The following is a 22,519-nucleotide window of genomic DNA, read 5'->3' on the forward strand; positions in this document are numbered from 1 at the left end:
GCTGCGCCCGAAAATATTATGCGAAACGAAGGTCCCGACCGTGAGGCTCGTTAAGATCCTGCCACGGGCCGATGGAGATAATCCCCGTCGGATTGATGGTTTTGTGGCTGCGGTAGTAGTGGGTACGAATATGGTCAAAATTGACCGTTTCCGCGATGCCTGGCATCTGGTAGATATCCCGCAGGAAGCCATAGAGGTTGAGATAGTCGCTAATGCGATGCTTATCGCACTTAAAGTGAGTCACATACACCGGATCGAAACGTATAAGCGTTGTCCACAGGCGAATATCCGCCTCGGTTAACCGATCGCCTGTCAGGTAGCGATGTTGCCCCAGGATTTGTTCCAGCCGGGCGAGGGATTCGAAGACCTTTTCGACGGCTTCATCGTAAGCCTGCTGGCTGGTGGCGAAACCGGCCTTATAGACACCGTTATTGACGTTGTCGTAGATCCAGCTATTCAGTTCGTCAATTTGCGTGCGCAATTCTGGTGGGTAATAGTCGCCAGCACGCGCCCCCTGCGCGTCAAACGCAGTGTTGAACATGCGAATGATTTCAGCCGATTCATTGCTGACAATCGTGTGGTTCTTTTTGTCCCACAGTACCGGGACCGTTACGCGTCCGGTGTATTGCGGGTCGGCATGAAGATAAAGCTGATAGAGGAATTCATGCTGATAAAGCGCGTCGCCTGTCGCTGCCGGAAAGTTATCATCAAACGTCCAGCCGTTTTCCAGCATCAGCGGATTCACCACCGAAACCGGTAAAAAATCGTCCAGCCCTTTTAGCGTGCGCATGATGAGCGTGCGGTGCGCCCAGGGACAGGCGAGAGAAACATACAGGTGATATCTGTCTTTTTCCGCTGCAAAGCCGCCTTCGCCGGATGGACCCGGTGCGCCATCGGCGGTGAGCCAGTTACGAAATGCGGACACTGAGCGCTGGAAGCGGCCACCGGTTGACTTGGTATCATACCAGGTATCATGCCAGACGCCGTCAATGAGTTGTCCCATGATGCATTCTCCTATAGATGGCAAAAGCGAGGAGATGTCTCCTCGCTTCATGTCTTTATCAGTATAGAGCGCTTACCACTTTTTATTCAGTACGCGGTCGATGCTGAATGCGCCCGGACCGGTGATAGCCAGCAGCAGGAAGCCACCGGTGATGCTCAGGTTTTTCATAAACATCAGGGAGTTCATGCCTTCCGCAAAGTTACTGTGGAAGATAAACGCGGTCAGCAGGGTGAAGCCTGCGGTGAACAGCGCGGTGGTGCGTGTCAGGAAACCGAACAGAATGGCCAGACCGCCGCCGAACTCAAGCAGGATAACCAGCGGCAACATAAAGCCCGGGACACCCATGGCTTCCATATATTGCTGAGTGCCGGCATAACCGGTGATTTTGCCCCAGCCTGCGGTAATGAACAGGATTGGCATCAGGATACGCGCTACCAGTACACCAACATCTTCTAATTTTTTCATCTTTCTCTCCAGGGAACCACAATGTCTTTTTTAGTGAAAAGTTCGGCAATCACGGGCGCTGGCCGCATGGTTGCTGTCGATGGAGAGGATATTAAACGGGGCGGGAAAAGATTGTTAGCAAGGAAAACTGTCGAAATTTTTCAAAGATACTGATGAAGTTGGTGTAAAAAAAGGCTGCTACCCCGGCCAGTATGGTACCGCCGGGGAGTCTGTTAACGCTGTTGATCAAGCGTGGATTTTACCAGCCGCCAGACGCTCCAAAGCCCAAGCCCGCGTTTCGCCCAGCGCATCAGCATGCTGGGATGGCGCACCGACCATACGGCCATGAAGCTGCTGCCGACCAGCGCCCAGGAACGCAGGCTAAGGAAGGTGTTCCACCCGCGATCATAGACACCGGTGGCGTCCACCCAGTCACGGCGAGCGGCGGTCAAATCCAGCCGTTGCTGCTGAATTTGGCTGAGCAAAAGGGCTTTACGCTTGAGACGCTCGGCCTTGTGACTCATGGTTTATCCTCTTCCAGTAACTGACGATCATTGGCCAGTTCCTGCCGCGTGTGGCGCAGAATTGTGGATTCGCGGGCTTTACGTAGGGTCCAGATACCGCCAATCAACGCCAGCACCAGGAGCACCACCGTGGTGGCGATCATGGCGTTGAGTCGGTATTGCGGGTCGATGGCCCAGATAACCAGTACCATCAGACTCATCAGGCCAAATGCAGCGAACAGCATGGTCAGCCCTAACATCATGAGCAACTGGAAGAGGTTTGCTTTTTCCTCTTCCAGTTCGACCACTGCCAGCCGGAGCCGCGTTTCCACCATTTCTACCATGATGGAAACAATGCGTTGCCCGATACCCAGTACGCTTTTGCCCGGTCCTTGCGCGTGTCGTGAATCCGCCATAATCAGCGACGCGTCAGGAGCACGCCTAACACGACGCCAATCGCCGCGCCAATGCCCACGCTGGCCCATGGGTTTTCACGTACATATTCGTCAGTTCTTGCAGCGGCTTCGCGGGTCTGGCGGGCAATTGCATCCCCCGTTTCGCCCAGACGATAGCGGCTTTCCTGCAAGGCTTTTTCGGCTTTGCTGCGCAGTTTGCTCAACTCTTCTTTTGATTTGTCCCCGGAGGTGCTCAGTACTTCCTCAAGGGTATCCGCCAGGGATTTCAACTCAGCGCGCAGATGTTCAGTATTTGCCTCTTTAGACATAATTCTCTCCAGGTGAGTGAGTGTTAACTTCCATCAAAATCAGTAGTCACGCGCTTCAAGCGCCTTACGTTCTGCCTCGGCCTCTTTCAGCTTGTGCTCGCGTTTACTTATTTTGTCCGCATCGCCTTTTTGTTTCGCTTTGGCGAGATCTTCGCGACGTTCGGCAACCTCGTCTTTCTGTCTGGCAATTTTGCGCTGGTGCTCCGCACGCAATTTACTGTCGGAACAGGTGGTGCGAACCTCGTGCAGCGCCTTATTCAGCCCTTCAACCCGACTCTGATTGTTGTGCTTTTCGGCATAGCTGATTTCACGCGTAATCTCCTGCTCTTTCTCCTGACAGGGGGAAGCGGCCTGAGACATCGCGCTTACAGATAATAGGGTTAGCGCCAGTGCGATGCGGTATTTCATGGTCGAAACCTTCCATTGTTGGCTGGCGAAACAAGGCTCGCCAGCATCCAGTGACATAACGTGGACTTTGGTTCCATTAACTCAAGCATAGAACGTTAACGGCTAAAGCACCAAAGTAGGTGAAAAGATTCAGAATCCTGGAGGATCAGCCAAATCGATGGGTGGTATCGCGTAAACGTGAAAGCCAGGCAGAGGTCTGGCTTTCGTCATCCTGTAACGCGACGATGTAGCCGTGGGGCAGTGTTCTGTCCAGCACTTCCTTGGCGGCAGCACTCTGGGCACTGGACTCAAATTTGATTAACAGCGTGTCGTTTTGCGGCGTAATGCTTTTGAAATGGATGCCGTTTGCGTCCAGATGATGCCAAATGGAAAAACCATCCGGCACGCTTGTGTTCTGTGCGATTGGGCGTATCGCCAGCGTAGACTCACGGTTTTGCAGTGTCACCCAACCCAAAAAGAGTACGCTGAACAGCGCCATTGCGGCGATGCCCATAAAAAACCAGCGCAGGAAGGGACGTTGCGATTCCATTATTGACCCCGATTACCGTATTTTTTCTTCCACAACACTACCAGTGTGCCAATCAGGCCAATCACCAGCAGCACAACGGGAAGGAGCATCAAACAAGACATCAACGCGTCTTCATATTTACGAAACACTGGCGTTATACCCAACAAATACCCCAGTGTCGTTAGAATCAGCACCCACAACAAACCGCTCATCCAGTTGAAAAACTGGAAGCGAGCGCTACTAAGACCCGAAATTCCGGCAATAGTTGGTAACAGTGTGCGAACAAATGCAATAAAACGCCCAATCAGCAACGCTGAGAGGCCATGTTTATGAAAAAGATGATGTGCACGTTGGTGATAATGCGCCGGAAGGTGCGATAACCAGTTTTGCACGGTTCGCGTGTTCCCCAGCCATCGGCCCTGAATATAGCTCAGCCAACAGCCCAGACTGGCGGCCGCTGTTAATAACAAAATGGTCTGTGGATAGCCCATCGCCCCTTTGGCAATCAAAACACCCACCAGCACCAGGAGACTGTCGCCAGGAAGGAAAGCGGCCGGAAGCAGGCCATTCTCAAGAAATAAGATGACAAATAACACAAAGTAGAGCATGCCAATCATGGATGGATTGGCCAGCGTTTCGAAATCCTGGCTCCAGAGGGCATGCAGCAGTTGGCTTAAAAGTTCCATTCAATGTTCCTGGTACATCGGTTTACGGCACGTCGATTACCTGTAAAACAGCACGGCGACATTATTGATAGTGACATTATGGTCGCTCGTGGCGCATTCAGCAGCCTGACTATTCCGGTAACAACGCTGTGAGCAAGCGCTAACTCACGCAGTGGCAAAGTGCGTCCAATTGTAACAAATGCCATAGTTCTGCGGCAGAGAAATTACGCTTTGTCAGAAAATGATTTTGCTTGTCGAAAGGAGGGGTGGCGAGGGTATTTACAAAGGCTGACACTCTATACTTTTTACTGACCCTTAAGTGGCCAGGCGCAGAGGGGCTGTGCGCCTGACAGAGAAAAGCATTATTTTACGCCACTTGCTACGGTATCAAGGTGAACCACGGGGTTTTCCGCAAACAAATAGCGGTCAGCATTGAATTCGAAATCATCGCTGGTTTCGTTAAACAACATCTGTTTGGTGTTTTCCAGATGCTGCCACATCGCGACTTTAGCCGCGTGCGGGTCTTTGCGAATCAACGCCTTGAGAATTTGGTCATGATCGTCACACCAGTTATCCACGGTGCGCAAGTCGATATGGTCGTGCAGTTTTTTCCAGTACGGGTTGTGAACACGCTGGGTCCACATTTTTTCGACGATCGCCGCCAGCGCGCTGTTTTGTGTCGCAAGAGCTACCTGCACATGAAACTGTAAATCCCATTCGGAATCGCGGAAGCACTTCTCTTTACGCGCGCTTTCCTGGATTTCCATCAGTTTCATGATGTCCTGCTTGGTCACCTGGGTCGCGGCAAATTCAGCAATGTTGCTTTCAATCAATTGACGTGCCTGTAGCAGCTCAAACGGACCATAATTAGCAAATTCCAGCGATTCGTCAGGGGCCTGGGTATGACGAGGCTGATTGGAAATAACATGAATGCCTGAGCCTTTACGGACTTCAACATAACCTTCAACTTCCAGCATGATGATGGCTTCACGAACCACGGTCCGGCTGACGCTTTTTTCGTCTGCAATAAAGCGCTCGGCGGGAAGTTTGTCACCCACAAGATAGACGCCCTGCTCGATCCGGCTTTTCAGCTCGGCGGCAAGTTGTTGGTACAAACGACGTGATTCAGTGATTTCCATATGCGCTCCAGGCAAGATAAGGCATTAGTAGATTTGTTATACCACTTTTACGCCATTCTCACCACAACAAGGCAAGAAAAAGCCGCCCGAAACGGTGGGCGGCTTTTGGGAAACAGTAGTACGAAGAAGGCGTGTACTAGCTTTGTGTTGCGGTACCGCCGACCGCACTTTCCTGCGCTAATTCACTGGCGGATTTACTTTTCAGCACCGTCCAGATAACTACCGCACCGAGCAGGTCGAACAGGGCCAGCACGGCGAACAGCGGGCTAAAGCCGATGGTGTCAGCCAGCGCACCTACCACCAGAGCGAACATGGTACTTGCTGTCCACGCCGCCATACCGGTCAGACCGTTCGCGGTTGCCACTTCGTTACGACCAAACACGTCGGAAGACAGGGTAATCAATGCACCGGACAGAGACTGGTGAGCAAAGCCACCAATACACAGCAGGCCGATTGCAACATACGGGCTGGTGAACAGACCGATCATGCCTGGGCCGATCATCAGCAACGCACCCATGGTCACTACCATTTTACGGGAAACAATCAGGTTCACACCGAACCAGCGCTGGAACAGCGGCGGCAGGTAACCACCGACGATACAGCCCAGGTCAGCGAACAGCATTGGCATCCAGGCGAACATGGCGATTTCTTTCAGGTTAAAGCCGTAGACTTTGAACATGAACAGCGGGATCCAGGCGTTGAACGTACCCCATGCCGGTTCTGCCAGGAAACGCGGCAGTGCAATACCCCAGAACTGACGGGTGCCCAGAATCTGCAGGACGGACATTTTCTTACCGTTGAAAGTCTGGTGTTGTGCTTCCTGACCGCCAATGATGTATTCGCGTTCTTCTTCGGTCAGTTTTTTCTGATCGCGCGGGTGTTTGTAGAAAACCAACCATGCCATTGCCCAGGCGAAGCTCAGTACGCCAGAGATAATGAACGCGAGCTGCCAGCTATGCATGACGATTGCCCACACGACCAGCGGCGGTGCAATCATCGCACCAATAGAAGAACCGACGTTGAAGTAGCCCACTGCGATAGAACGTTCTTTCGCCGGGAACCACTCAGAAGCCGCTTTCAGGCCCGCCGGAATCATTGCCGCTTCGGCAGCACCAACGGCACCGCGCGCCAGCGCCAGACCACCCCAACTGCCTGCCAGCGCAGTAGCGCCACAGAAGATGGCCCAGGTCACGGCGAACACTGCGTAGCCGATCTTGGTGCCCAGGATGTCCAGTACATAACCTGCGACCGGCTGCATGATGGTATAAGCCGCCGAGTAAGCCGCAATAATGTAAGAGTATTGCTGTGTGGAGATATTCAACTCTTGCATCAGCGTGGGCGCTGCCGCAGCAATCGTGTTACGCGTCAAGTAACCCAGCACGGTGCCGATCGTCACCAGCGCTATCATGTACCAACGTAACCCTTTAATTTTACGCATGTAAACCTCATCGTTATGTTAATTCCGCTAGCGCGGTCACCTGCCGGTTGCGGTCGGGAGGTGAAAACGGAGGGCGTAACCGGTAAACACCGGAACGACCCGAACCTTGCTATTCAACGTGCTCAATTCGGTATCCGTACCGTAAAGACCGATGATTAATCACCGGCAATGCATTCCGTCGGCTGATGTATTCGACGGCAGAAAGATAACTTGTCATACAACTTCAAAAGGTGAGTGACATCACAAAAGCGTTTTTCTTTGTGTGGTTTTTAACTTTGCGGCACCAGACCAGTACTGGCGCGGCCTGGCGGTGATTTTGACGCGCATTCTTGTAAATATTTGTCATCGTTTATTGATCTAACTCACGAAAAAGTCTTCGGCCACTGGAAATTGGTGTGATAACTTTGTCAGCATTAAGGTAAGCATCAGACGCACTCGTTGAGAGGAAGACGATAATGACCCCGTTTATGACTGAAGATTTTCTGTTAGATACCGAATTTGCGCGCCGCCTGTACCATGACTACGCGAAAGATCAGCCGATTTTTGACTTCCATTGCCACCTGCCGCCGCAGCAGATCGCAGATAACTACCGCTTTAAAAACCTGTATGACATCTGGTTAAAAGGTGATCACTACAAGTGGCGTGCAATGCGTACCAATGGTGTGCCGGAACGCCTGTGTACCGGCGATGCCAGCGATCGTGAGAAGTTTGACGCCTGGGCTGCAACCGTACCGCATACGATTGGCAACCCGTTATACCACTGGACCCATTTAGAGCTTCGTCGCCCATTTGGTATTACAGGTAAGCTGCTTTCTCCGTCTACGGCGGATGAAATCTGGAATCTGGGCAATGAATTGCTGGCGCAGGATAAATTTACTGCCCGCGGTATCATGCAGCAGATGAATGTGAAGATGGTCGGTACTACTGACGATCCGATCGACTCTCTGGAACACCACGCTGCCGTTGCCAAAGACACCACCTTCACCATCAAAGTGCTGCCAAGCTGGCGTCCGGACAAAGCCTTCAATATTGAACTGGCTACGTTTAACGATTACATGAGCAAGCTGGGTGAAGTGTCTGACACCGATATCCGTCGCTTTGCCGATCTGCAAACGGCGCTGACTAAACGTCTGGATCACTTTGAAGCACACGGTTGTAAAGTATCGGACCACGCGCTTGACGTTGTGCTCTTCGCCGAAGCAAGCGACGCGGAACTGGACAGCATCCTCGCACGCCGTCTGGCGGGTGAAGCATTAAGCCAGCATGAAGTCGCGCAGTTCAAAACGGCCGTTCTGGTATTCCTCGGCGCGGAATATGCCCGTCGCGGTTGGGTACAGCAGTATCACATTGGCGCGCTGCGTAATAACAACCTGCGCCAGTTCAAACTGCTGGGGCCAGATGTGGGCTTCGATTCCATTAATGACCGTCCGCTGGCGGAAGAACTGTCAAAATTACTCAGCAAGCAGAACGAAGAAAACCTGCTGCCGAAAACCATCCTGTATTGCCTGAACCCGCGTGATAACGAAGTGCTGGGCACCATGATCGGCAACTTCCAGGGCGAAGGTATGCCAGGCAAGATGCAGTTTGGTTCCGGCTGGTGGTTCAACGACCAGAAAGACGGTATGGAACGTCAGATGACCCAACTGGCGCAGCTCGGTCTGCTGAGCCGCTTTGTGGGCATGCTGACTGATAGCCGCAGCTTCCTGTCTTATACCCGTCACGAATATTTCCGTCGCATTCTGTGCCAGATGATTGGCCGCTGGGTGCACGCGGGTGAAGCTCCGGCTGATATCCAGCTGGTGGGCGAGATGGTGAAAAATATCTGCTTTAACAATGCGCGTGACTACTTCGCGATTGAACTGAACTAAGGCCGTTTGAGGTTGATATGCAATACATCAAGATCCACTCGCTGGATAATGTCGCGGTAGCGCTGGCGGATCTCGCCGAAGGCACAGAGGTTGTGGTTGACGGTCATGAGATTCTGCTTCGTCAGGCAGTGGTACGCGGACATAAATTTGCCCTGCAGGCCATCCCGACGGGCGAGAATGTTGTTAAATATGGTCTTCCTATCGGCCATGCCACAACAGATATCGCCGCAGGTGAACACATACATTCTCACAATGTGCGTACCAATCTGAGCGATTTGGATGAGTATAGCTATCAACCTGATCTCATTGATGAAAATGCACCGGCGGCCGATCGCGACGTTCAGATCTACCGCCGTGCAAACGGGGAGGTTGGGGTTCGCAACGAATTGTGGATCCTGCCGACAGTAGGCTGTGTTAACGGCATCGCCCGTCAAATCCAGACCCGTTTTCTGAAAGAGACGCACAACGCCGAAGATATCGACGGTGTGCACCTGTTTAGCCATACCTACGGTTGCTCACAACTGGGCGATGACCATATTAACACCCGCACCATGCTGCAAAATATGGTGCGTCACCCGAACGCGGGGGCGGTGCTGGTCATTGGTCTGGGCTGCGAAAACAACCAGGTTGATGCGTTTCGCGAAACGCTGGGCGAATACGATCCGTCCCGCGTCCACTTTATGATCTGCCAACACCAGGACGACGAAGTGGAAGCGGGCATTGAGCATCTGTACGAATTGTACGAAGCCATGCGCCGCGACAAGCGCGAGCCCGGCAAACTGGGCGAGCTGAAATTTGGTCTGGAGTGTGGCGGATCAGACGGGCTTTCCGGTATCACAGCGAACCCGATGCTGGGACGTTTTTCTGACTACATTATCGGTAACGGCGGCACCACGGTATTAACCGAAGTGCCGGAAATGTTCGGTGCAGAACAGATTCTGATGAGCCATTGCCGCGACGAAGAGACCTTCGAGAAGACGGTCACCATGGTGAACGACTTCAAACAGTACTTTATCGCGCATAACCAGCCGATCTACGAAAACCCATCGCCGGGTAACAAAGCAGGCGGCATCACGACGCTGGAAGAAAAATCGCTTGGCTGTACACAAAAAGCGGGGGCCAGCCAGGTGGTCGACGTGCTGCGTTACGGCGAGCGCCTGAAAACCCATGGACTCAACCTGTTGAGCGCGCCGGGTAACGATGCGGTTGCAACCAGCGCACTGGCAGGGGCGGGTTGCCACATGGTGCTGTTCAGTACCGGACGCGGCACCCCTTACGGCGGCTTTGTTCCGACAGTGAAAATCGCGACGAACAGCGAACTGGCGGCGAAGAAGAAACACTGGATCGATTTCGATGCGGGCCAGCTTATTCACGGAAAAACCATGCCGCAGCTTCTGAGCGAGTTCGTGGATGTGATCGTGGATTTTGCCAACGGTAAGCAGACCTGCAATGAACGCAACGAGTTCCGCGAGCTGGCTATCTTCAAGAGCGGCGTAACGTTATAAGTTACCCTTCATCTTTCGCGCTACAGCGGTGTTGGCTACATCCACTCACCCCGGTCACTTACTTATGTAAGCTTCCAGGGGTTCCGGACTTGCCGCCTGGCTGTAGCACGACATCTTTTGGGTAACACAGCAGTAGAATTAAAAAACGACGTTTCATATTATGAAGCGTCGTTTCTTTTTTGGTGTCATTAACAAGGATCCTCCATGAGCGCGTATTGGTTAGCCCAGGGCGTTGGTGTACTTGCTTTTCTTATTGGTATTACCACGTTTATTAACCGCGACGAAAAACGCTTCAAACTCCAGCTTTCCCTTTACAGCGCCACCATCGGCGCGCATTTCTTTCTGATGGGCGCACTGCCTGCCGGTATGAGCGCAGAACTCAACGCCATACGCACAATTATCTCCATGCATACCCGCAAGCTGTGGGTTATGGCTGTATTTATTGCGCTGACGCTGTTTTTTGGTTTGATAAAATTACACCACCCGGTCGAACTGCTGCCGATTATCGGTACGGTTGCCAGTACCTGGGCGCTGTTTCGCTGCAAAGGGCTTTCCGTGCGTTGCGTCATGTGGTGTTCAACCGCCTGCTGGGTCACCCATAACCTGTGGCTGGGATCGATTGGCGGCACCCTGATCGAAGGCAGCTTCCTTGTGGTAAACGGGCTGAACATTATCCGTTTCTGGCGGATGCAAAAACGCGGCATCGACCCGTTTAAAGTCGAAACCGCGCTGCAAAAAGAGAGTACGTCTGCGCGTTAATCGCGCTGAGGCACTAACGACGCGCGCTCGCCGTCTGTCAGACAGGCGGCGGCGGTAAACAGCACATCGGTTGAGGAGTTGATGGCGGTCTCGCAAGAGTCCTGCACAACGCCAATAATAAAGCCGACGGCGACGACCTGCATGGCAACATCGGCTGAAATACCAAACAGGTTACAGGCCAGTGGAATCAGCAGCAGCGAGCCGCCCGCCACCCCGGATGCACCGCAGGCACAGAGCGAAGCCACTATGCTTAACAGCACCGCCGTGGGCAAATCTACGGCCACCCCAAGCGTATGCACCGCTGCCAGCGAAAGCACGGTGATGGTGATTGCCGCGCCTGCCATATTGACCGTCGCACCCAATGGGATCGAGACGGAATAGGTGTCTTTATCAAGCCCGAGCTTTTCGCACAACGCCATATTTACCGGAATATTCGCCGCCGAGCTGCGGGTGAAAAAAGCGGTCACGCCGCTTTCACGCAAGCAGATAAAAACAAGTGGGTACGGATTCCGGCGCATCTTCACCCAGACCAGTAGTGGATTGATCACCAGCGCAACCAGTAACATACAGCCGACCAGGACCATCAGCAGTTGCGCATAATCCCAGAGCGCGCCAACGCCCGTTGTCGCGAGGGTGGATGCCACAAGGCCAAAAATCCCCAGCGGCGCAAAGCGAATCACTAGCGTGACCATAAAGGTCACCGCTTGCGACATATCGTTAATCAGCTTCTTACTGGTATCGCTACTGTGGCGCAGGGCAAAGCCGAGACCAACCGCCCAGACCAGGATGCCGATGTAATTCCCTTTGACCAGCGAGTCAACAGGGTTTGCCACGATATTCATTAGTAATCCTTCCAATACGCCGACAATACCGGAAGGCGCAATGACATCGGTCGCGGCCGCCACCAGATGTAGCCGGGAAGGGAACAGGAAGCTGACGATCGCGGCCGTTAATGCCGCAGAGAAAGTGCCGATTAAGTAGAGCAGCAGGATAGGGCGAATACTGATTTTTTGCCCCTGTTGGTGATTAGCCACCGAGGCCATTACGAGTACCAGCACCAGAATCGGGGCTACCGATTTTAGCGCGCCGACAAACAGCGTGCCCAGCAGGCCAACGGCGCGCGCTGAGTCAGGTGAAAGCCAGCTCAACAGAATGCCCAGTATCAGTCCGGCGAGAATTTGTTTGACGATATTGCCGCGCATCACGCGTTGCAACCATGTCGTAGCAGGTTGTGTTTGCATACCTTTTCCTTGGTTTTATTGGTGTTCCATCGGTGCTGCGCCAGCAGGCGTAACGGATGGAGTATAAAGAATTCGCTGCTCAGGGGGCTGTTTCAGGTACTGGCGGGGGAAAAAATCAGAAAAACGCCCTCTCCGAAAAGAGGGCGTACCAGGGACGTTGTGACCTCAGCCCCTTAGAGCTGCTTATTCAGCAAGCTTGCGTTTGTCGTTGCGGTGATTAACCCATGCGTTAATCAGCAGCGTTACCATAAGAATGCCACCCACGATGCCAAGCGAGATGGCAATCGGGATATGGAAGAAATCGACAATCAGCATCTTGATACCGATAAATACCAGGATCACCGACAGGCCATATTTCAGCATGGAGAAACGCTCTGCCACACCCGCCAGCAGGAAGTACATCGCGCGCAGACCCAGGATGGCAAACAGGTTAGACGTCAGCACGATAAACGGGTCGGTGGTGACGGCAAAAATAGCCGGAATGCTGTCGACTGCAAATATCACATCGCTCAGTTCAACCAGAATCAGCACCAGCAGCAATGGCGTGGCAAACAGCAGGCCGTTCTTACGCACGAAGAAATGCTCGTTTTCGATCTTGTCCGTCATGCGCAGATGGCTGCGTAGCCAGCGGACCAGGGGTTTATCGCCAATGCCGCCTTCATCTTCTTTTGCCAGCGCCATTTTCACACCCGTGAACAGCAGGAAGGCACCGAAGACATACAGCAGCCATTCGAACTGGGAGATAAGCCAGCTTCCGGCGAAGATCATGATGGTACGCAGGACGATCGCGCCGAGCACGCCGTAGATCAGTACGCGACGTTGCAGCGCAGCAGGTACCGAGAAGTAGCTGAACAGCATTAGCCAGACAAAGACGTTATCCACCGCCAGCGCTTTTTCAATCAGGTAACCGGTCAGGAATGCCAGTGCCTGGGTGTCGGCAACGGCGCGGCCCTCGTTTTGTACCAGATACCACCAGAAGGCAGCGTTAAATAAGAGAGAAAGACTAACCCAGACCAGCGACCAGACGGCCGCCTGTTTCATGGACATCGTGTGCACGCCACGTCGCCCCTGAAGCAGGAGGTCAATAGCCAGCATGATAACGACAACAACGGCGAATCCGCCCCAGAGTAGCGGTGTACCGACAGTATTCATGTGAGGTTCCTCAGCACCTTACACTTCATCCTTCTGGCTGCCTCTTTGTTGGCTTCGGCTGCTCACGCCAGTCACTTACTTGAGTAAGCTCCTGGTGATTCTCAGTCTTGCCGCCGCGACGCATCCAGAATGATTATGTGTATAAACAAAAACGGCTAACGTCGAAAGACGTCAGCCGCATGCTTTAGGTGCAATTGGGTCCTCGCCTTTCGGCAAGGTCTCACTTACGTCACATGAATGACGCCCGGCGACCGGATGCTTATACCCGTTATATTTCGAACCGCCGTTGTGTGGCTGCAACTCGAAATCTTTAGGGTAGACGCATCGTAATGACGACCCACCGGCAACGAAGTTACTCCCCTTTGCTCGTAACAAAATATGACAGGCCATTCCTCCCGTCAATGATCTGTAACATCTGTTTTACATACCTTTACGCAGGCAGTTCCACGCTCACGTCGTCTGCCGGGAAAACCACCCCCGTTTGACGGCGGATTTCAGTCGATAGCTTCGTGGTAATACGGCTGACGGCCAGGCCTGCATGGTTGACTTCATTCTGCTCGACCAGGCTGGCGAAGGTTTCCGCCTCGTACAGCATGGTGTTGATATGTTGCGGCTGCGTCAGATCCTGGGCTTTACCGCCACGCGGCACGAAAGAGAGCTTCTGGCATTCTGAGATCTTTTCGATTAGTAGTGCACCCGCTTCGCCCTGAATTTCGCTTGGCAGCACCGAGTCGCTGACTTTGGAATGTTGCAGCGTGACGCTGAAATCGCCGTAGTCGAGTACCACCACGCCATGGGCATCAACGCCACTTTCCAGCAGGCTGGCGGTGGCCTGGAGGCCCTTCGGTTCGCCCCAAAGCGCAACAGACGCCGCCAGAACATAGAAGCCGATATCCATAATCGAGCCGTTAGAGAAGGCCGGGTTAAAGGTGTTCGGGTTTTCGCCATCCAGATAGCGCTGGTAGCGCGAAGAGTACTGGCAGTAGTTGAGAAACGCTTTGCGCAGTTTGCCCGCTTTCGCCAGCGACTGTTTCAGCAGCACAAAATTGGGCAGGCTGGCGGTTTTAAACGCCTCGAACAACACCACCTGGTTCTCTCTGGCGCAGGCAATCGCCTCTTCCACTTCGCGCAGATTCGACGCCAGCGGTTTTTCGCAAATCACATGTTTTTTGTGGCTGAGAAAGAGGCGGGTTTGCGGGAAATGCAGCGAGTTAGGGCTGGCAATATAGACCGCATCAATCTCATCGCTTTGCGCCATGGCCTCCAGCGAAGTAAAAAGATGTTCGACGGGGTAATCCCTGGAGAAATCCTGCGCCTGTTCGAGGCTACGGGAGTACACCGCCGTGAGTTTATATTTGCCCGTTTCATGGGCGGCATCGACAAACTGGCGGGTGATCCAGTTTGTGCCAATGACAGCAAAACGTATCATTAAGCGAGTTCCTTTAACTGAGCACTGTCTGGCACTGTAACATGATGCGCAGAGATGAAAAAAGGTTCATCTCCCGGTTATGGAAGACGTCTCGCACGTCACTCTTTTTGTTAAAAAAGATGCAGCCCGGCAATGCGATCCAGCGCGCTTTGCAAAGCATCATCCCCCGCCGTCAGGCTAATGCGAATAAACCCTTCTCCCCCTGGCCCAAAGCCAGCGCCAGGCGCGACCAGCACATGCGCTTCCTGCAATAACAACTGGGCAAATTGCTGTGAGCTAAACGCGGGCGGTACCGCAAGCCACAGAAAAAAGGTGCCTTGCTTTTCGCCTACCGGCCAGCGCAGCGCCGCCAGGCGGTGTAACACACGCTCGCGGCGCTGATGATAGACCGATACCAGTTGCGCTAAACGCGCAGTGGGGAGGGTGAGCGCCGTGACTGCCGCATCCTGAATCGCGCCAAACACGGTGCTGTAGCTGTGGGTATGCAGTTTTTTAAATGCCTTGATTATCGAGGCGTTACCGACCGCAAAACCAAAGCGCCAGCCCGCCATATTAAAGGTCTTCGAGAAGGTATACGTCTCTACTCCCCACGCTTTCGCATCAGGCTGAGAAAAGAGGCTCAGCGGAGTGTCTGCGGCATCGCTGCCAATAGCGGCATAGGCAAAATCATGCAGGATGGGCACGTGGTAACGCTGTGCAAATTGCAGTGCGCTGGCGAACAGCGCCGGTGTTGCCAGCGCACCCGTCGGGTTATGCGGATAGTTGAGGACAACCAACCCGGCATGGTCGGCAACGTCATCTGGCACGTCATTGAAATTGGGCAGGAACTGGTTTTCAGCGTGAAGCGGCAGGCCGTAAAAATGTGCCTGCGACTGCAACGCCGCCGAGCGGTAAATGGGGTAGCAGGGGTCAGTAGAAATCAGGTATTGCCCTGGACTGAGTACCGCACGAGGGATCCCACCCACGCCGATATGCGAGCCCTGAAAGACCGCCACTTCACTGTCGGGATCCAGTGTCACGCCATAATGACGCTGATAAAAGTCGGCTATCGCCTGGCGGACCTGTGGTTTGCCCCAGAATGAGGGATAACCGTGGTTTTCACGCCGCTGGATCGCCGCTTGCAGAGAGGCGATGATTTCCGGCGGCGTAGGTTGATCCGGGCTGCCGCTCGAAAGATCGATCAGCGGTAAATCGGGGGTGTTCACCTGGGCGGCCAGTTTTTCCAGTACACTGAATAAATTCTCTTCCAGCGCATCGACCAGCGGTGAGGCATTAAAATCAGGCATGGTGTTCTCGAATTGATTTATCAATATGTTTCCATCTTTAATTTATTTTTGTGGATTGTCTAAGCAACAAAATTAGCTATTCATTGGCGATTTTTAGATATGAATTTCCTGATTATATTTATGCTAAAAAAGCAAAATGAAATCCGGTAATGTGACTTACAACGCACAGTCGGCTGTGATTTAATCACTTTTAATTGCACACCAACAGGGAAATTGTGTTATGAAAAAGCCAGTTGTATTAGGTTTTGTCTTTGCTTTGTTGTCATCATCTTCTTTTCTGGCTGCGGCGCAGGATAATATTATTCGTGTTGGCTTTAATCCAGGACCCTATAAAGAACAGTTTGAAAAAGGTGTCGCACCTTTTCTGATTAAGAAAGGCTATAAAGTCGAATATAAAGATTTCAGCGATGGTATTCAGGTAAACGATGCGGTTGCCCGTGGCAACATCGAAGCTAATATCATGCAGCACCCGGTGTATTTAAAATCGGTGAATGAGCGTCTGGGGATCGACAACATCGGTATCGTGCAGGTGCCCACACCGCCAATGGGGCTGTATGGCGGTAAAATCAAAACGCTGAAAACCCCGGCGGCAGGCACAGTGATTTCTGTTCCTAATCAGCCACCTAATGAATATCGTGCCCTGTTAGTGCTGCAAAGCCTTGGCTGGGTAAAACTCAAACCAGACAGCGACCCGGCCACCTTCTCGCAGCGTAATATCCTCGAAAATCCGTATAAAATTGTCCTCAAAGAGATGGATAACGCCCAGCAGGTACGTGCGCTGCCAGATGTGGATTACGGTTTGATTCAGGGGAATTTTGCCGTCTCCAGCGGCCTGAAACTTAATTCGGCATTACAGCTTGAAACCCCGGTGAGCCAGTTTATAAACGTTGTCACCATCGCCGGGAAAAATAAAGACGCGCAGTTTGCTAAAGATATTGTCGCCGGATATCACTCAGCCGATTTCAAAAATTACATTCTGACTCACGAGCAATATAACGGTTATCTGCAACCTGATTATTTGAAATGAACGATGCAATGATTGAGTTTCGCCATGTCAGTAAAACATTCTCCAGAAAAGGAAACCCGGTTCTGGCATTAAAGGACATTAACCTTAGTATTGCTAAGGGCGATATTTTCGGGATTATTGGTTATAGCGGTGCAGGGAAAAGTACCTTGCTACGTTTAATCAATCGTCTCGAATCGCCAGGCCAGGGAGAGGTGGTCATTAATGGCGAAGTGTTGCAGGAATTTAGCGGTAAGCGTCTGCGTGCCATCAAGAAAGATATTGGCATGATCTTTCAGAACTTTAATTTGCTGAATTCAAAAACGGTTTTTCACAATGTGGCCATTCCGCTCATTTTACAGGGGCGTGATAAGGCGTTTATTCAGGCACGCGTGACGGAGCTGCTGGAGTTCGTCAATCTCAGCGATAAGGTGCATAGCTTCCCGAACGAGTTGTCAGGCGGGCAAAAACAGCGTGTCGGTATCGCCCGTGCGCTGGCGACCAACCCGTCAGTCCTGTTGTGTGATGAGGCGACATCGGCGCTGGATCCCCATACCACAGTGCAGATCTTACTACTGTTGCAGGAGATCAACCGCCGCTATGGCATCACTATCGTGCTGATTACTCACGAAATGTCGGTAATCCAGAAAATCTGTAACAAGGTCGCGGTGATGCAAAACGGCAGCATTGTGGAGCAGGGCGACGTTTTTAACCTGTTTGCCCAGCCACAGCATCCGGTCACCGCCAGTTTCGTGCAGTCGGTGATTCACGACAAGCTGCCGGAGCGCGTCTCCGCTGTGCTGCAACGGGATAACGGCGCGCAGGCCCTGCGTCTTGAGTTTGTGGGCGCAACGGCGCAACAGCCCATTATCAACCGCATCATCAAGGACTATGCCATCGAGGTGAATATCCTCTTTGCCAGCATGTCCGAAGTCCAGAGCCGCATTCTGGGGTTCATGATCGTACAGATTCTTGGCGAGCCTGAGCAAACCGGGCGCGCCATTGCCCATCTTCGCGACGCAGGAGTGAAAATCACCCATGTTTGATTTTATTGACACCGCTGTCACCGGCGATCAATTCCTGCTGGCATTGCATGACACCCTGGTGATGATCGCTGTTTCGCTGGGTTTCGGTTCGCTGCTCGGTATTCCGCTGGGTATTGTGCTGGTGGTTTGCCGCCCAGGCGGCATTCTGCCCAACCGATTTGTGCACCAGGTGCTGAACCCAACAATCAACGTTGTCCGCTCGCTGCCGTTTATTATTTTGCTGATTACCATTCTACCCTTCACCCGTCTGGTGGTGGGCACCACTATTGGTACGGCGGGTGCGATTGTGCCGCTGATTGTCTTTATTGCGCCCTATATTTCCCGGCTGGTGGAAAGCTCGCTGCTGGAGGTGGACGAGGGGATCCTCGAAGCCGCCGATGCCATGGGCGCCACCGCTTTACAGACCATCTGGCACTTTATGCTGCCGGAAGCCGCGTCATCTCTGATCCTGGCCCTCACGACCGCCACCATTGGCCTGCTGGGGGCGACCGCCATGGCCGGCACCGTGGGCGGCGGCGGTATCGGCGATTTGGCCATTACCTATGGTTACCAGCGCTTTGATGCCTTCGCCACGCTGGTCACCGCGCTGGTGCTGATTGTCATTGTCCAGCTTATCCAGACCCTCGGAACCCGCTTTGCCCGCCGTATTCGTCGCGAGTAAGGCCGCTATTTCATCTATTCAGGAGATAAACATGCCAGTTGTAGAGAGCTTTACCCTCGACCATACCAAAGTCAAAGCCCCGTATGTCCGCGTGGCAGGTTATGAACGCCACCGGCTTGGCAGCGTGGTGCAGAAGTTCGATTTACGTTTCCTGCAACCTAATGTGGATGCCATTCCCACTGCGGCGCTGCACACCCTGGAGCACCTGCTGGCATTTGGCCTGCGCGAAGAGCTGGAAGGGGTTATCGACATTTCGCCGATGGGCTGCCGTACCGGTTTCTATCTGATCCTGTGGGATGAGCACGATCCGAAACACATCGCGGCGGCGCTGACACGGGTCTTGCAGCGTGTGCTTACCGCAACGGATGTACCTGCGGTCACACCGCTTGCCTGCGGCAACTATCGCGATCATTCGCTGTTCTCCGCTCAGGAGTACGCGAAGCTGGTGCTGGAAGCCGGTATCAGTGACGACCCGTTTCGGGAATAAACGATGATTGCCCTTGATTTTAGCGGCCAGACCGCGGTGGTGACGGGCGGTCTACAGGGCATCGGTAAAGCCATTGTGCAACTGTTGCATCGGGGCGGCGCGAACGTAGTGATCGGTGATATCGCCGCCAGAGCGCGGGAGCAGAGCCTGCGCCAGTTGGTGCTACGTACCGATGTTGCCTCGCGTGAACAGGCCCATCAGCTCATTGGCGCCGCCGTGGAGACTTTCGGCGGCGTGGACATCCTGGTCAACAGTTGCGGCATCTCGGCGATGAGCGCGGTCGATGCCATGAGCGAGGCGGACTGGCAGCGCATCCTGGATGTGAACGTCAAAGCGATTGGCTGGCTCTCTGAGGCGGCCATTCCGCTGATGCGGGCCAGAAAGGCGGGACGCATCATCAACATCGCCTCGCAGGCGGGCAAAAATGGCTACCGGCTAATGGGCCAGTACGTGGCCTCTAAACATGCGGTGCTCGGCCTGACCAAAGTGATGGCCATTGAGCTTGCCCGTGACAATATTCTGGTGAATGCGGTCTGCCCCGGCATTGTCGAGACGGAGATGAAGTGGCGCGAGCGTCGGGAAGGCGCAGCGCTGCGCGGCATGACGCCGGAAGCCATCTATGCCGAAGACTGCTCGCAGGTATTACTGGGCCGCACGGCGCAGCCAGCCGATGTAGCTGGCGTGGTGGCGTTTTTGGCGAGCCCGCTGGCGGCCTATATGACCGGGCAGGCGATTAATGTGACCGGTGGGATGACGATGCATTAAAAACCTGCCCATCAGGTTATCTCATTTGCCATTTTGGCGCAGGGCAGTGCTCACAATCCTCACGTACTTCATGTACGTTCTGGTTGTTGCGCGCTGTCCGGGTCCAGGCTGCCTGCAACAATAACTGCCTGATTAACAGGTTTTATATCGAGGTATCACCATGAAACCCGAGCAACTTGCGGTAATGCACTGGGGAACCTATCGGGTGACCACCGATGACGGCAAACTGACCGCGGTCAGCCCGGTTGCGTGGGACAGCAACCCGTCACGGATTGGGCAGTCGTTGCCGGGCGCGGTGCAGGGGACATCACGCGTTCGTCGCCCGGCAGTGCGGGAAGGGTTTCTGAAAGGGAGCGCCGCCAGCCGGGAGGGGCGCGGGCGTGAACCCTTTGTCGAAGTGAGCTGGGAGCAGGTGTTGACGCTGGTGGCCGATGAACTCACCAGGGTTAAAGGCGAGCAGGGCAATGCGGCGATTTATGGCGGCTCTTATGGCTGGTCCAGCGCCGGCCGTTTTCATCATGCGCAGAGCCAGCTTCACCGTTTTCTCAATCTCTTTGGTGGCTACGCCGGCAGCACCAACACCTACAGTATCGCCGCCGGGGAGCGCATTTTGCCGCACATTCTTGGCGATCTCGACACCTTACAACGCCAGCACACCCACTGGCCGGTACTGGCGGAACACTGCCAATTGTTTGTCGCCATCGGCGGTTTGCCGCTGCGTAATGCGCAGGTTAACGGCGGCGGGGCCAACGACCACGCGCTACAGCACTGGTTGCAAACGTTGCGCCGCAACGGCACCCGTTTCATCAATATCAGCCCGGTACAAAACGATCTTTCGGCCGTGCCGGATGCCGACTGGCTGGCGGTCAAACCTGGCAGCGATACGGCGTTGCTGCTGGCGCTCTGCCAGGTGCTGATTGCCGACGCGTTATACGACCAGGCCTTTGTCGACAGCCACACGGTCGGGTTCGCGCCATACCGGGATTATCTCTTTGGCCGGGGCGACGGCGTAGTAAAAAGCCCGGAATGGGCCGAGTCCAGAACCGGACTCGCTGCCGGGGTGATTCGCCAGTTGGCACATGAGATGGCACAGCATCGCACGATGATCAACATTGCCTGGTCGGTTCAGCGAGCCCGTCAGGGGGAACAGGCTTTCTGGGCGACAGTGGCGTTAACCGCATTGTTGGGGCAGATTGGCACTCCCGGCGGTGGGCTGGGCTTCGGCTACGCCTCGACCAACCTGGCGGGGGCCGACCGTCGCGTCTTTTCCGGCCCGCGTTTGCCCCAGGGGCGCAATCCGGTTGAGGGGAAAATTCCGGTTGCCCGATTTTCCGACATGCTGCTGCACCCTGGCGAACCTTATGAATTTGACGGGCAGACCCACCTTTACCCCGATATTCGCTTTGTCTACTGGGCGGGCGGCAATGTCTTTCATCACCATCAGGATCTGAACAAGCTGGTACGCGCCTGGCGGCGCCCGGAAACCATTGTGGTCCACGAGCAGTACTGGACCGCACAGGCTAAATTCGCCGATATCGTCCTGCCCGCCACCACTTCGCTTGAGCGGGAGGATATCGGCAGCGCCAGCAACGACGGTTTTATGATTGCCATGCGCCAGCATATTGCGCCGTTTGCCGATGCGCGTGACGACTATGCCATTTTCAGCGGGCTGGCGGCCCGTCTCGGGTTTGGTGAGGCTTACACCGAAGGGCGGGACGCCAGAGCATGGCTGGAGGAGATGTATGAACAGTCGCGCCCCCGTGCCGAGGCCGACGGGATCGCGCTCCCGGCCTTCGATGCGTTTTGGCAGCAGGGTGTTCTGGAATTTTCACGCCCCGCCCGGCAGCAGATCTTGCTTAAAGATTTTCGCGACGACCCGCTGAACGCGCCCCTTGCCACCCCTTCCGGCAAAATTGAGCTTTTTTCGCAGACCATTGCCGATTTTGGCTACGAAGAGTGTCCGGGGCATCCGTACTGGCACGAGCCGGAGGCGCAATATCAGCAGGCGGTCGCCCGCGAATGGCCGCTGCATTTGCTCTCCAGCCAACCGCGTACCCGCCTGCACAGCCAGTACGACCACGGCAGCGTAAGTCGGGAGACCAAAATTGCCGGGCGTGAACCACTGTGGATGCATCCGCATGATGCCGCTGAGCGCGACATTCACGACGGCGAAGTGGTGAAAGTGTTTAATACGCGAGGTGCGTTACTGGCCGGGGTGAAACTGAGCGAGGCCATCCGGCCCGGCGTGGTGCAGATGTCCACCGGCGCCTGGTATGATCCGCAGAATACAGAAGATGCGCAGCCACTCGATAAACATGGCAATCCCAACGTTTTAACAGAAGATCGCGGCAGTTCGCGTCTGGGGCAAGGATGCAGCGCGCAGAGTTGTCGGGTGGATGTGGTGAAGTTTGAAGGGCCGTTACCGGCGATAACGGCCTGGGAACCGCCTGTTTTTGTCACGCTCGCGCAACAAAAACAGGCCTGA

24 protein-coding genes are annotated in these 22,519 nt (G+C 54.1%); 10 read left to right on the top strand and 14 right to left on the bottom strand.

Features of this window, described 5'->3' with window-relative positions; all coding sequences use genetic code 11:
- Window positions 1-16: 16 nt before the first annotated feature.
- From MRY16398_RS03265 to yqjA, 8 genes are all read right to left on the bottom strand, one after another.
- Entirely contained in the window at window positions 17-1,003 is a 987-nt protein-coding gene (locus MRY16398_RS03265; RefSeq protein WP_108700579.1) for a glutathione S-transferase family protein, read from the bottom strand.
- A 72-nt stretch (window positions 1,004-1,075) separates the two neighbouring features.
- Window positions 1,076-1,468 carry a DoxX family protein gene (locus tag MRY16398_RS03270; RefSeq protein WP_039077516.1) on the bottom strand — a complete coding sequence of 131 codons (393 nt, stop codon included), beginning with the start codon at window positions 1,466-1,468 and terminating at the stop codon, window positions 1,076-1,078.
- 212 nt (window positions 1,469-1,680) lie between these two features.
- Entirely contained in the window at window positions 1,681-1,971 is a 291-nt protein-coding gene (locus MRY16398_RS03275) for a YqjK-like family protein (protein WP_039077517.1), read from the bottom strand.
- Window positions 1,968-2,366, bottom strand: a complete 399-nt coding sequence (locus MRY16398_RS03280) for a phage holin family protein (protein WP_071194462.1) — start codon at window positions 2,364-2,366, stop codon at window positions 1,968-1,970. The genes MRY16398_RS03275 and MRY16398_RS03280 overlap by 4 nt, the downstream gene beginning before the upstream one ends.
- Before the next feature lie 2 nt (window positions 2,367-2,368).
- Window positions 2,369-2,674: a DUF883 family protein gene (locus MRY16398_RS03285; protein WP_039077519.1), complete on the bottom strand. Its 306-nt coding sequence runs from the start codon at window positions 2,672-2,674 to the stop codon at window positions 2,369-2,371.
- 39 nt (window positions 2,675-2,713) lie between these two features.
- Window positions 2,714-3,082 (bottom strand): DUF1090 domain-containing protein, encoded by a 369-nt coding sequence (locus MRY16398_RS03290; RefSeq protein ID WP_125125625.1) that lies wholly within the window; start codon window positions 3,080-3,082, stop codon window positions 2,714-2,716.
- A gap of 145 nt (window positions 3,083-3,227) precedes the next feature.
- Window positions 3,228-3,611: an EnvZ/OmpR regulon moderator MzrA gene (gene mzrA / locus MRY16398_RS03295; protein WP_039077521.1), complete on the bottom strand. Its 384-nt coding sequence runs from the start codon at window positions 3,609-3,611 to the stop codon at window positions 3,228-3,230.
- On the bottom strand, window positions 3,611-4,276 hold the full coding sequence (yqjA, locus tag MRY16398_RS03300) for a DedA family general envelope maintenance protein YqjA (RefSeq protein ID WP_071194463.1): 666 nt from the start codon (window positions 4,274-4,276) through the stop codon (window positions 3,611-3,613). Before yqjA ends, mzrA begins: the two co-directional genes overlap by 1 nt.
- Window positions 4,277-4,279: 3 nt before the next feature.
- Between yqjA and MRY16398_RS31145 the strand changes: the two genes are divergently transcribed.
- Window positions 4,280-4,408 carry a hypothetical protein gene (locus MRY16398_RS31145; RefSeq protein WP_255423333.1) on the top strand — a complete coding sequence of 43 codons (129 nt, stop codon included), beginning with the start codon at window positions 4,280-4,282 and terminating at the stop codon, window positions 4,406-4,408.
- Window positions 4,409-4,617: 209 nt separating this feature from the next.
- Here MRY16398_RS31145 and exuR read toward each other — a convergent pair whose 3' ends face one another.
- On the bottom strand, window positions 4,618-5,394 hold the full coding sequence (exuR, locus tag MRY16398_RS03305) for a transcriptional regulator ExuR (protein ID WP_039077523.1): 777 nt from the start codon (window positions 5,392-5,394) through the stop codon (window positions 4,618-4,620).
- 136 nt (window positions 5,395-5,530) lie between these two features.
- Window positions 5,531-6,832: an MFS transporter gene (locus tag MRY16398_RS03310; protein ID WP_039077524.1), complete on the bottom strand. Its 1,302-nt coding sequence runs from the start codon at window positions 6,830-6,832 to the stop codon at window positions 5,531-5,533.
- A gap of 455 nt (window positions 6,833-7,287) precedes the next feature.
- Between MRY16398_RS03310 and uxaC the strand changes: the two genes are divergently transcribed.
- The 3 genes from uxaC to MRY16398_RS03325 all read left to right on the top strand — a co-directional run bounded on the left by uxaC (window position 7,288) and on the right by MRY16398_RS03325 (window position 10,964).
- Window positions 7,288-8,700, top strand: coding sequence for a glucuronate isomerase (gene uxaC / locus MRY16398_RS03315; RefSeq protein ID WP_125123827.1), 1,413 nt, complete (start codon window positions 7,288-7,290; stop codon window positions 8,698-8,700).
- Between the two features lie 17 nt (window positions 8,701-8,717).
- On the top strand, window positions 8,718-10,205 hold the full coding sequence (locus MRY16398_RS03320; protein ID WP_125123828.1) for a UxaA family hydrolase: 1,488 nt from the start codon (window positions 8,718-8,720) through the stop codon (window positions 10,203-10,205).
- Window positions 10,206-10,409: 204 nt separating this feature from the next.
- Window positions 10,410-10,964, top strand: a complete 555-nt coding sequence (locus MRY16398_RS03325) for a YgjV family protein (protein ID WP_039077527.1) — start codon at window positions 10,410-10,412, stop codon at window positions 10,962-10,964.
- Here the strand turns inward: MRY16398_RS03325 and sstT are convergent.
- The 4 genes from sstT to MRY16398_RS03350 all read right to left on the bottom strand — a co-directional run bounded on the left by sstT (window position 10,961) and on the right by MRY16398_RS03350 (window position 16,072).
- Window positions 10,961-12,205: a serine/threonine transporter SstT gene (gene sstT, locus MRY16398_RS03330; RefSeq protein ID WP_125123829.1), complete on the bottom strand. Its 1,245-nt coding sequence runs from the start codon at window positions 12,203-12,205 to the stop codon at window positions 10,961-10,963. The two genes, MRY16398_RS03325 and sstT, sit on opposite strands and share 4 nt — an antisense overlap.
- 183 nt (window positions 12,206-12,388) lie before the next feature.
- Complete coding sequence (locus tag MRY16398_RS03335) at window positions 12,389-13,357, bottom strand: TerC family protein (protein WP_039077529.1); 969 nt, start codon at window positions 13,355-13,357, stop codon at window positions 12,389-12,391.
- Window positions 13,358-13,787: 430 nt separating this feature from the next.
- Window positions 13,788-14,786 carry a Gfo/Idh/MocA family protein gene (locus tag MRY16398_RS03345; protein WP_125123830.1) on the bottom strand — a complete coding sequence of 333 codons (999 nt, stop codon included), beginning with the start codon at window positions 14,784-14,786 and terminating at the stop codon, window positions 13,788-13,790.
- 110 nt (window positions 14,787-14,896) lie between these two features.
- Window positions 14,897-16,072: an aminotransferase class I/II-fold pyridoxal phosphate-dependent enzyme gene (locus tag MRY16398_RS03350; RefSeq protein ID WP_125125626.1), complete on the bottom strand. Its 1,176-nt coding sequence runs from the start codon at window positions 16,070-16,072 to the stop codon at window positions 14,897-14,899.
- A gap of 220 nt (window positions 16,073-16,292) precedes the next feature.
- On the opposite strand from MRY16398_RS03350, the gene MRY16398_RS03355 reads away from it, so the two are divergent.
- The 6 genes from MRY16398_RS03355 (at window position 16,293) to MRY16398_RS03380 (ending at window position 22,519) form a co-directional block, all read left to right on the top strand.
- Window positions 16,293-17,099 (top strand): MetQ/NlpA family ABC transporter substrate-binding protein, encoded by an 807-nt coding sequence (locus MRY16398_RS03355; protein ID WP_039077532.1) that lies wholly within the window; start codon window positions 16,293-16,295, stop codon window positions 17,097-17,099.
- Window positions 17,100-17,107: 8 nt separating this feature from the next.
- Window positions 17,108-18,121: a methionine ABC transporter ATP-binding protein gene (locus tag MRY16398_RS03360; protein ID WP_039077533.1), complete on the top strand. Its 1,014-nt coding sequence runs from the start codon at window positions 17,108-17,110 to the stop codon at window positions 18,119-18,121.
- On the top strand, window positions 18,114-18,782 hold the full coding sequence (locus tag MRY16398_RS03365) for a methionine ABC transporter permease (RefSeq protein WP_039077534.1): 669 nt from the start codon (window positions 18,114-18,116) through the stop codon (window positions 18,780-18,782). The genes MRY16398_RS03360 and MRY16398_RS03365 overlap by 8 nt, the downstream gene beginning before the upstream one ends.
- A gap of 31 nt (window positions 18,783-18,813) precedes the next feature.
- A complete protein-coding gene (locus MRY16398_RS03370) occupies window positions 18,814-19,269 on the top strand; it encodes an S-ribosylhomocysteine lyase (protein ID WP_039077535.1) in 456 nt (151 codons plus the stop codon).
- 3 nt (window positions 19,270-19,272) lie between these two features.
- On the top strand, window positions 19,273-20,034 hold the full coding sequence (locus tag MRY16398_RS03375; RefSeq protein ID WP_125123831.1) for an SDR family NAD(P)-dependent oxidoreductase: 762 nt from the start codon (window positions 19,273-19,275) through the stop codon (window positions 20,032-20,034).
- Between the two features lie 160 nt (window positions 20,035-20,194).
- Complete coding sequence (locus MRY16398_RS03380; RefSeq protein ID WP_125123832.1) at window positions 20,195-22,519, top strand: molybdopterin-dependent oxidoreductase; 2,325 nt, start codon at window positions 20,195-20,197, stop codon at window positions 22,517-22,519.

It is taken from the genome of Phytobacter sp. MRY16-398 (genome assembly GCF_003925915.1).
In the GTDB taxonomy this organism is placed as follows: Bacteria; Pseudomonadota; Gammaproteobacteria; order Enterobacterales; family Enterobacteriaceae; genus Phytobacter; species Phytobacter diazotrophicus.

Coding starts and splice junctions, on each gene's coding strand:
- MRY16398_RS03265 (WP_108700579.1), bottom strand. CDS start 1,003: ATGGGACAACTCATTGACGGCGTCTGGCATGATACCTGGTATGATACC.
- MRY16398_RS03270 (WP_039077516.1), bottom strand. CDS start 1,468: ATGAAAAAATTAGAAGATGTTGGTGTACTGGTAGCGCGTATCCTGATG.
- MRY16398_RS03275 (WP_039077517.1), bottom strand. CDS start 1,971: ATGAGTCACAAGGCCGAGCGTCTCAAGCGTAAAGCCCTTTTGCTCAGC.
- MRY16398_RS03280 (WP_071194462.1), bottom strand. CDS start 2,366: ATGGCGGATTCACGACACGCGCAAGGACCGGGCAAAAGCGTACTGGGT.
- MRY16398_RS03285 (WP_039077519.1), bottom strand. CDS start 2,674: ATGTCTAAAGAGGCAAATACTGAACATCTGCGCGCTGAGTTGAAATCC.
- MRY16398_RS03290 (WP_125125625.1), bottom strand. CDS start 3,082: ATGAAATACCGCATCGCACTGGCGCTAACCCTATTATCTGTAAGCGCG.
- mzrA (WP_039077521.1), bottom strand. CDS start 3,611: ATGGAATCGCAACGTCCCTTCCTGCGCTGGTTTTTTATGGGCATCGCC.
- yqjA (WP_071194463.1), bottom strand. CDS start 4,276: ATGGAACTTTTAAGCCAACTGCTGCATGCCCTCTGGAGCCAGGATTTC.
- MRY16398_RS31145 (WP_255423333.1), top strand. CDS start 4,280: ATGTTCCTGGTACATCGGTTTACGGCACGTCGATTACCTGTAAAACAG.
- exuR (WP_039077523.1), bottom strand. CDS start 5,394: ATGGAAATCACTGAATCACGTCGTTTGTACCAACAACTTGCCGCCGAG.
- MRY16398_RS03310 (WP_039077524.1), bottom strand. CDS start 6,832: ATGCGTAAAATTAAAGGGTTACGTTGGTACATGATAGCGCTGGTGACG.
- uxaC (WP_125123827.1), top strand. CDS start 7,288: ATGACCCCGTTTATGACTGAAGATTTTCTGTTAGATACCGAATTTGCG.
- MRY16398_RS03320 (WP_125123828.1), top strand. CDS start 8,718: ATGCAATACATCAAGATCCACTCGCTGGATAATGTCGCGGTAGCGCTG.
- MRY16398_RS03325 (WP_039077527.1), top strand. CDS start 10,410: ATGAGCGCGTATTGGTTAGCCCAGGGCGTTGGTGTACTTGCTTTTCTT.
- sstT (WP_125123829.1), bottom strand. CDS start 12,205: ATGCAAACACAACCTGCTACGACATGGTTGCAACGCGTGATGCGCGGC.
- MRY16398_RS03335 (WP_039077529.1), bottom strand. CDS start 13,357: ATGAATACTGTCGGTACACCGCTACTCTGGGGCGGATTCGCCGTTGTT.
- MRY16398_RS03345 (WP_125123830.1), bottom strand. CDS start 14,786: ATGATACGTTTTGCTGTCATTGGCACAAACTGGATCACCCGCCAGTTT.
- MRY16398_RS03350 (WP_125125626.1), bottom strand. CDS start 16,072: ATGCCTGATTTTAATGCCTCACCGCTGGTCGATGCGCTGGAAGAGAAT.
- MRY16398_RS03355 (WP_039077532.1), top strand. CDS start 16,293: ATGAAAAAGCCAGTTGTATTAGGTTTTGTCTTTGCTTTGTTGTCATCA.
- MRY16398_RS03360 (WP_039077533.1), top strand. CDS start 17,108: ATGATTGAGTTTCGCCATGTCAGTAAAACATTCTCCAGAAAAGGAAAC.
- MRY16398_RS03365 (WP_039077534.1), top strand. CDS start 18,114: ATGTTTGATTTTATTGACACCGCTGTCACCGGCGATCAATTCCTGCTG.
- MRY16398_RS03370 (WP_039077535.1), top strand. CDS start 18,814: ATGCCAGTTGTAGAGAGCTTTACCCTCGACCATACCAAAGTCAAAGCC.
- MRY16398_RS03375 (WP_125123831.1), top strand. CDS start 19,273: ATGATTGCCCTTGATTTTAGCGGCCAGACCGCGGTGGTGACGGGCGGT.
- MRY16398_RS03380 (WP_125123832.1), top strand. CDS start 20,195: ATGAAACCCGAGCAACTTGCGGTAATGCACTGGGGAACCTATCGGGTG.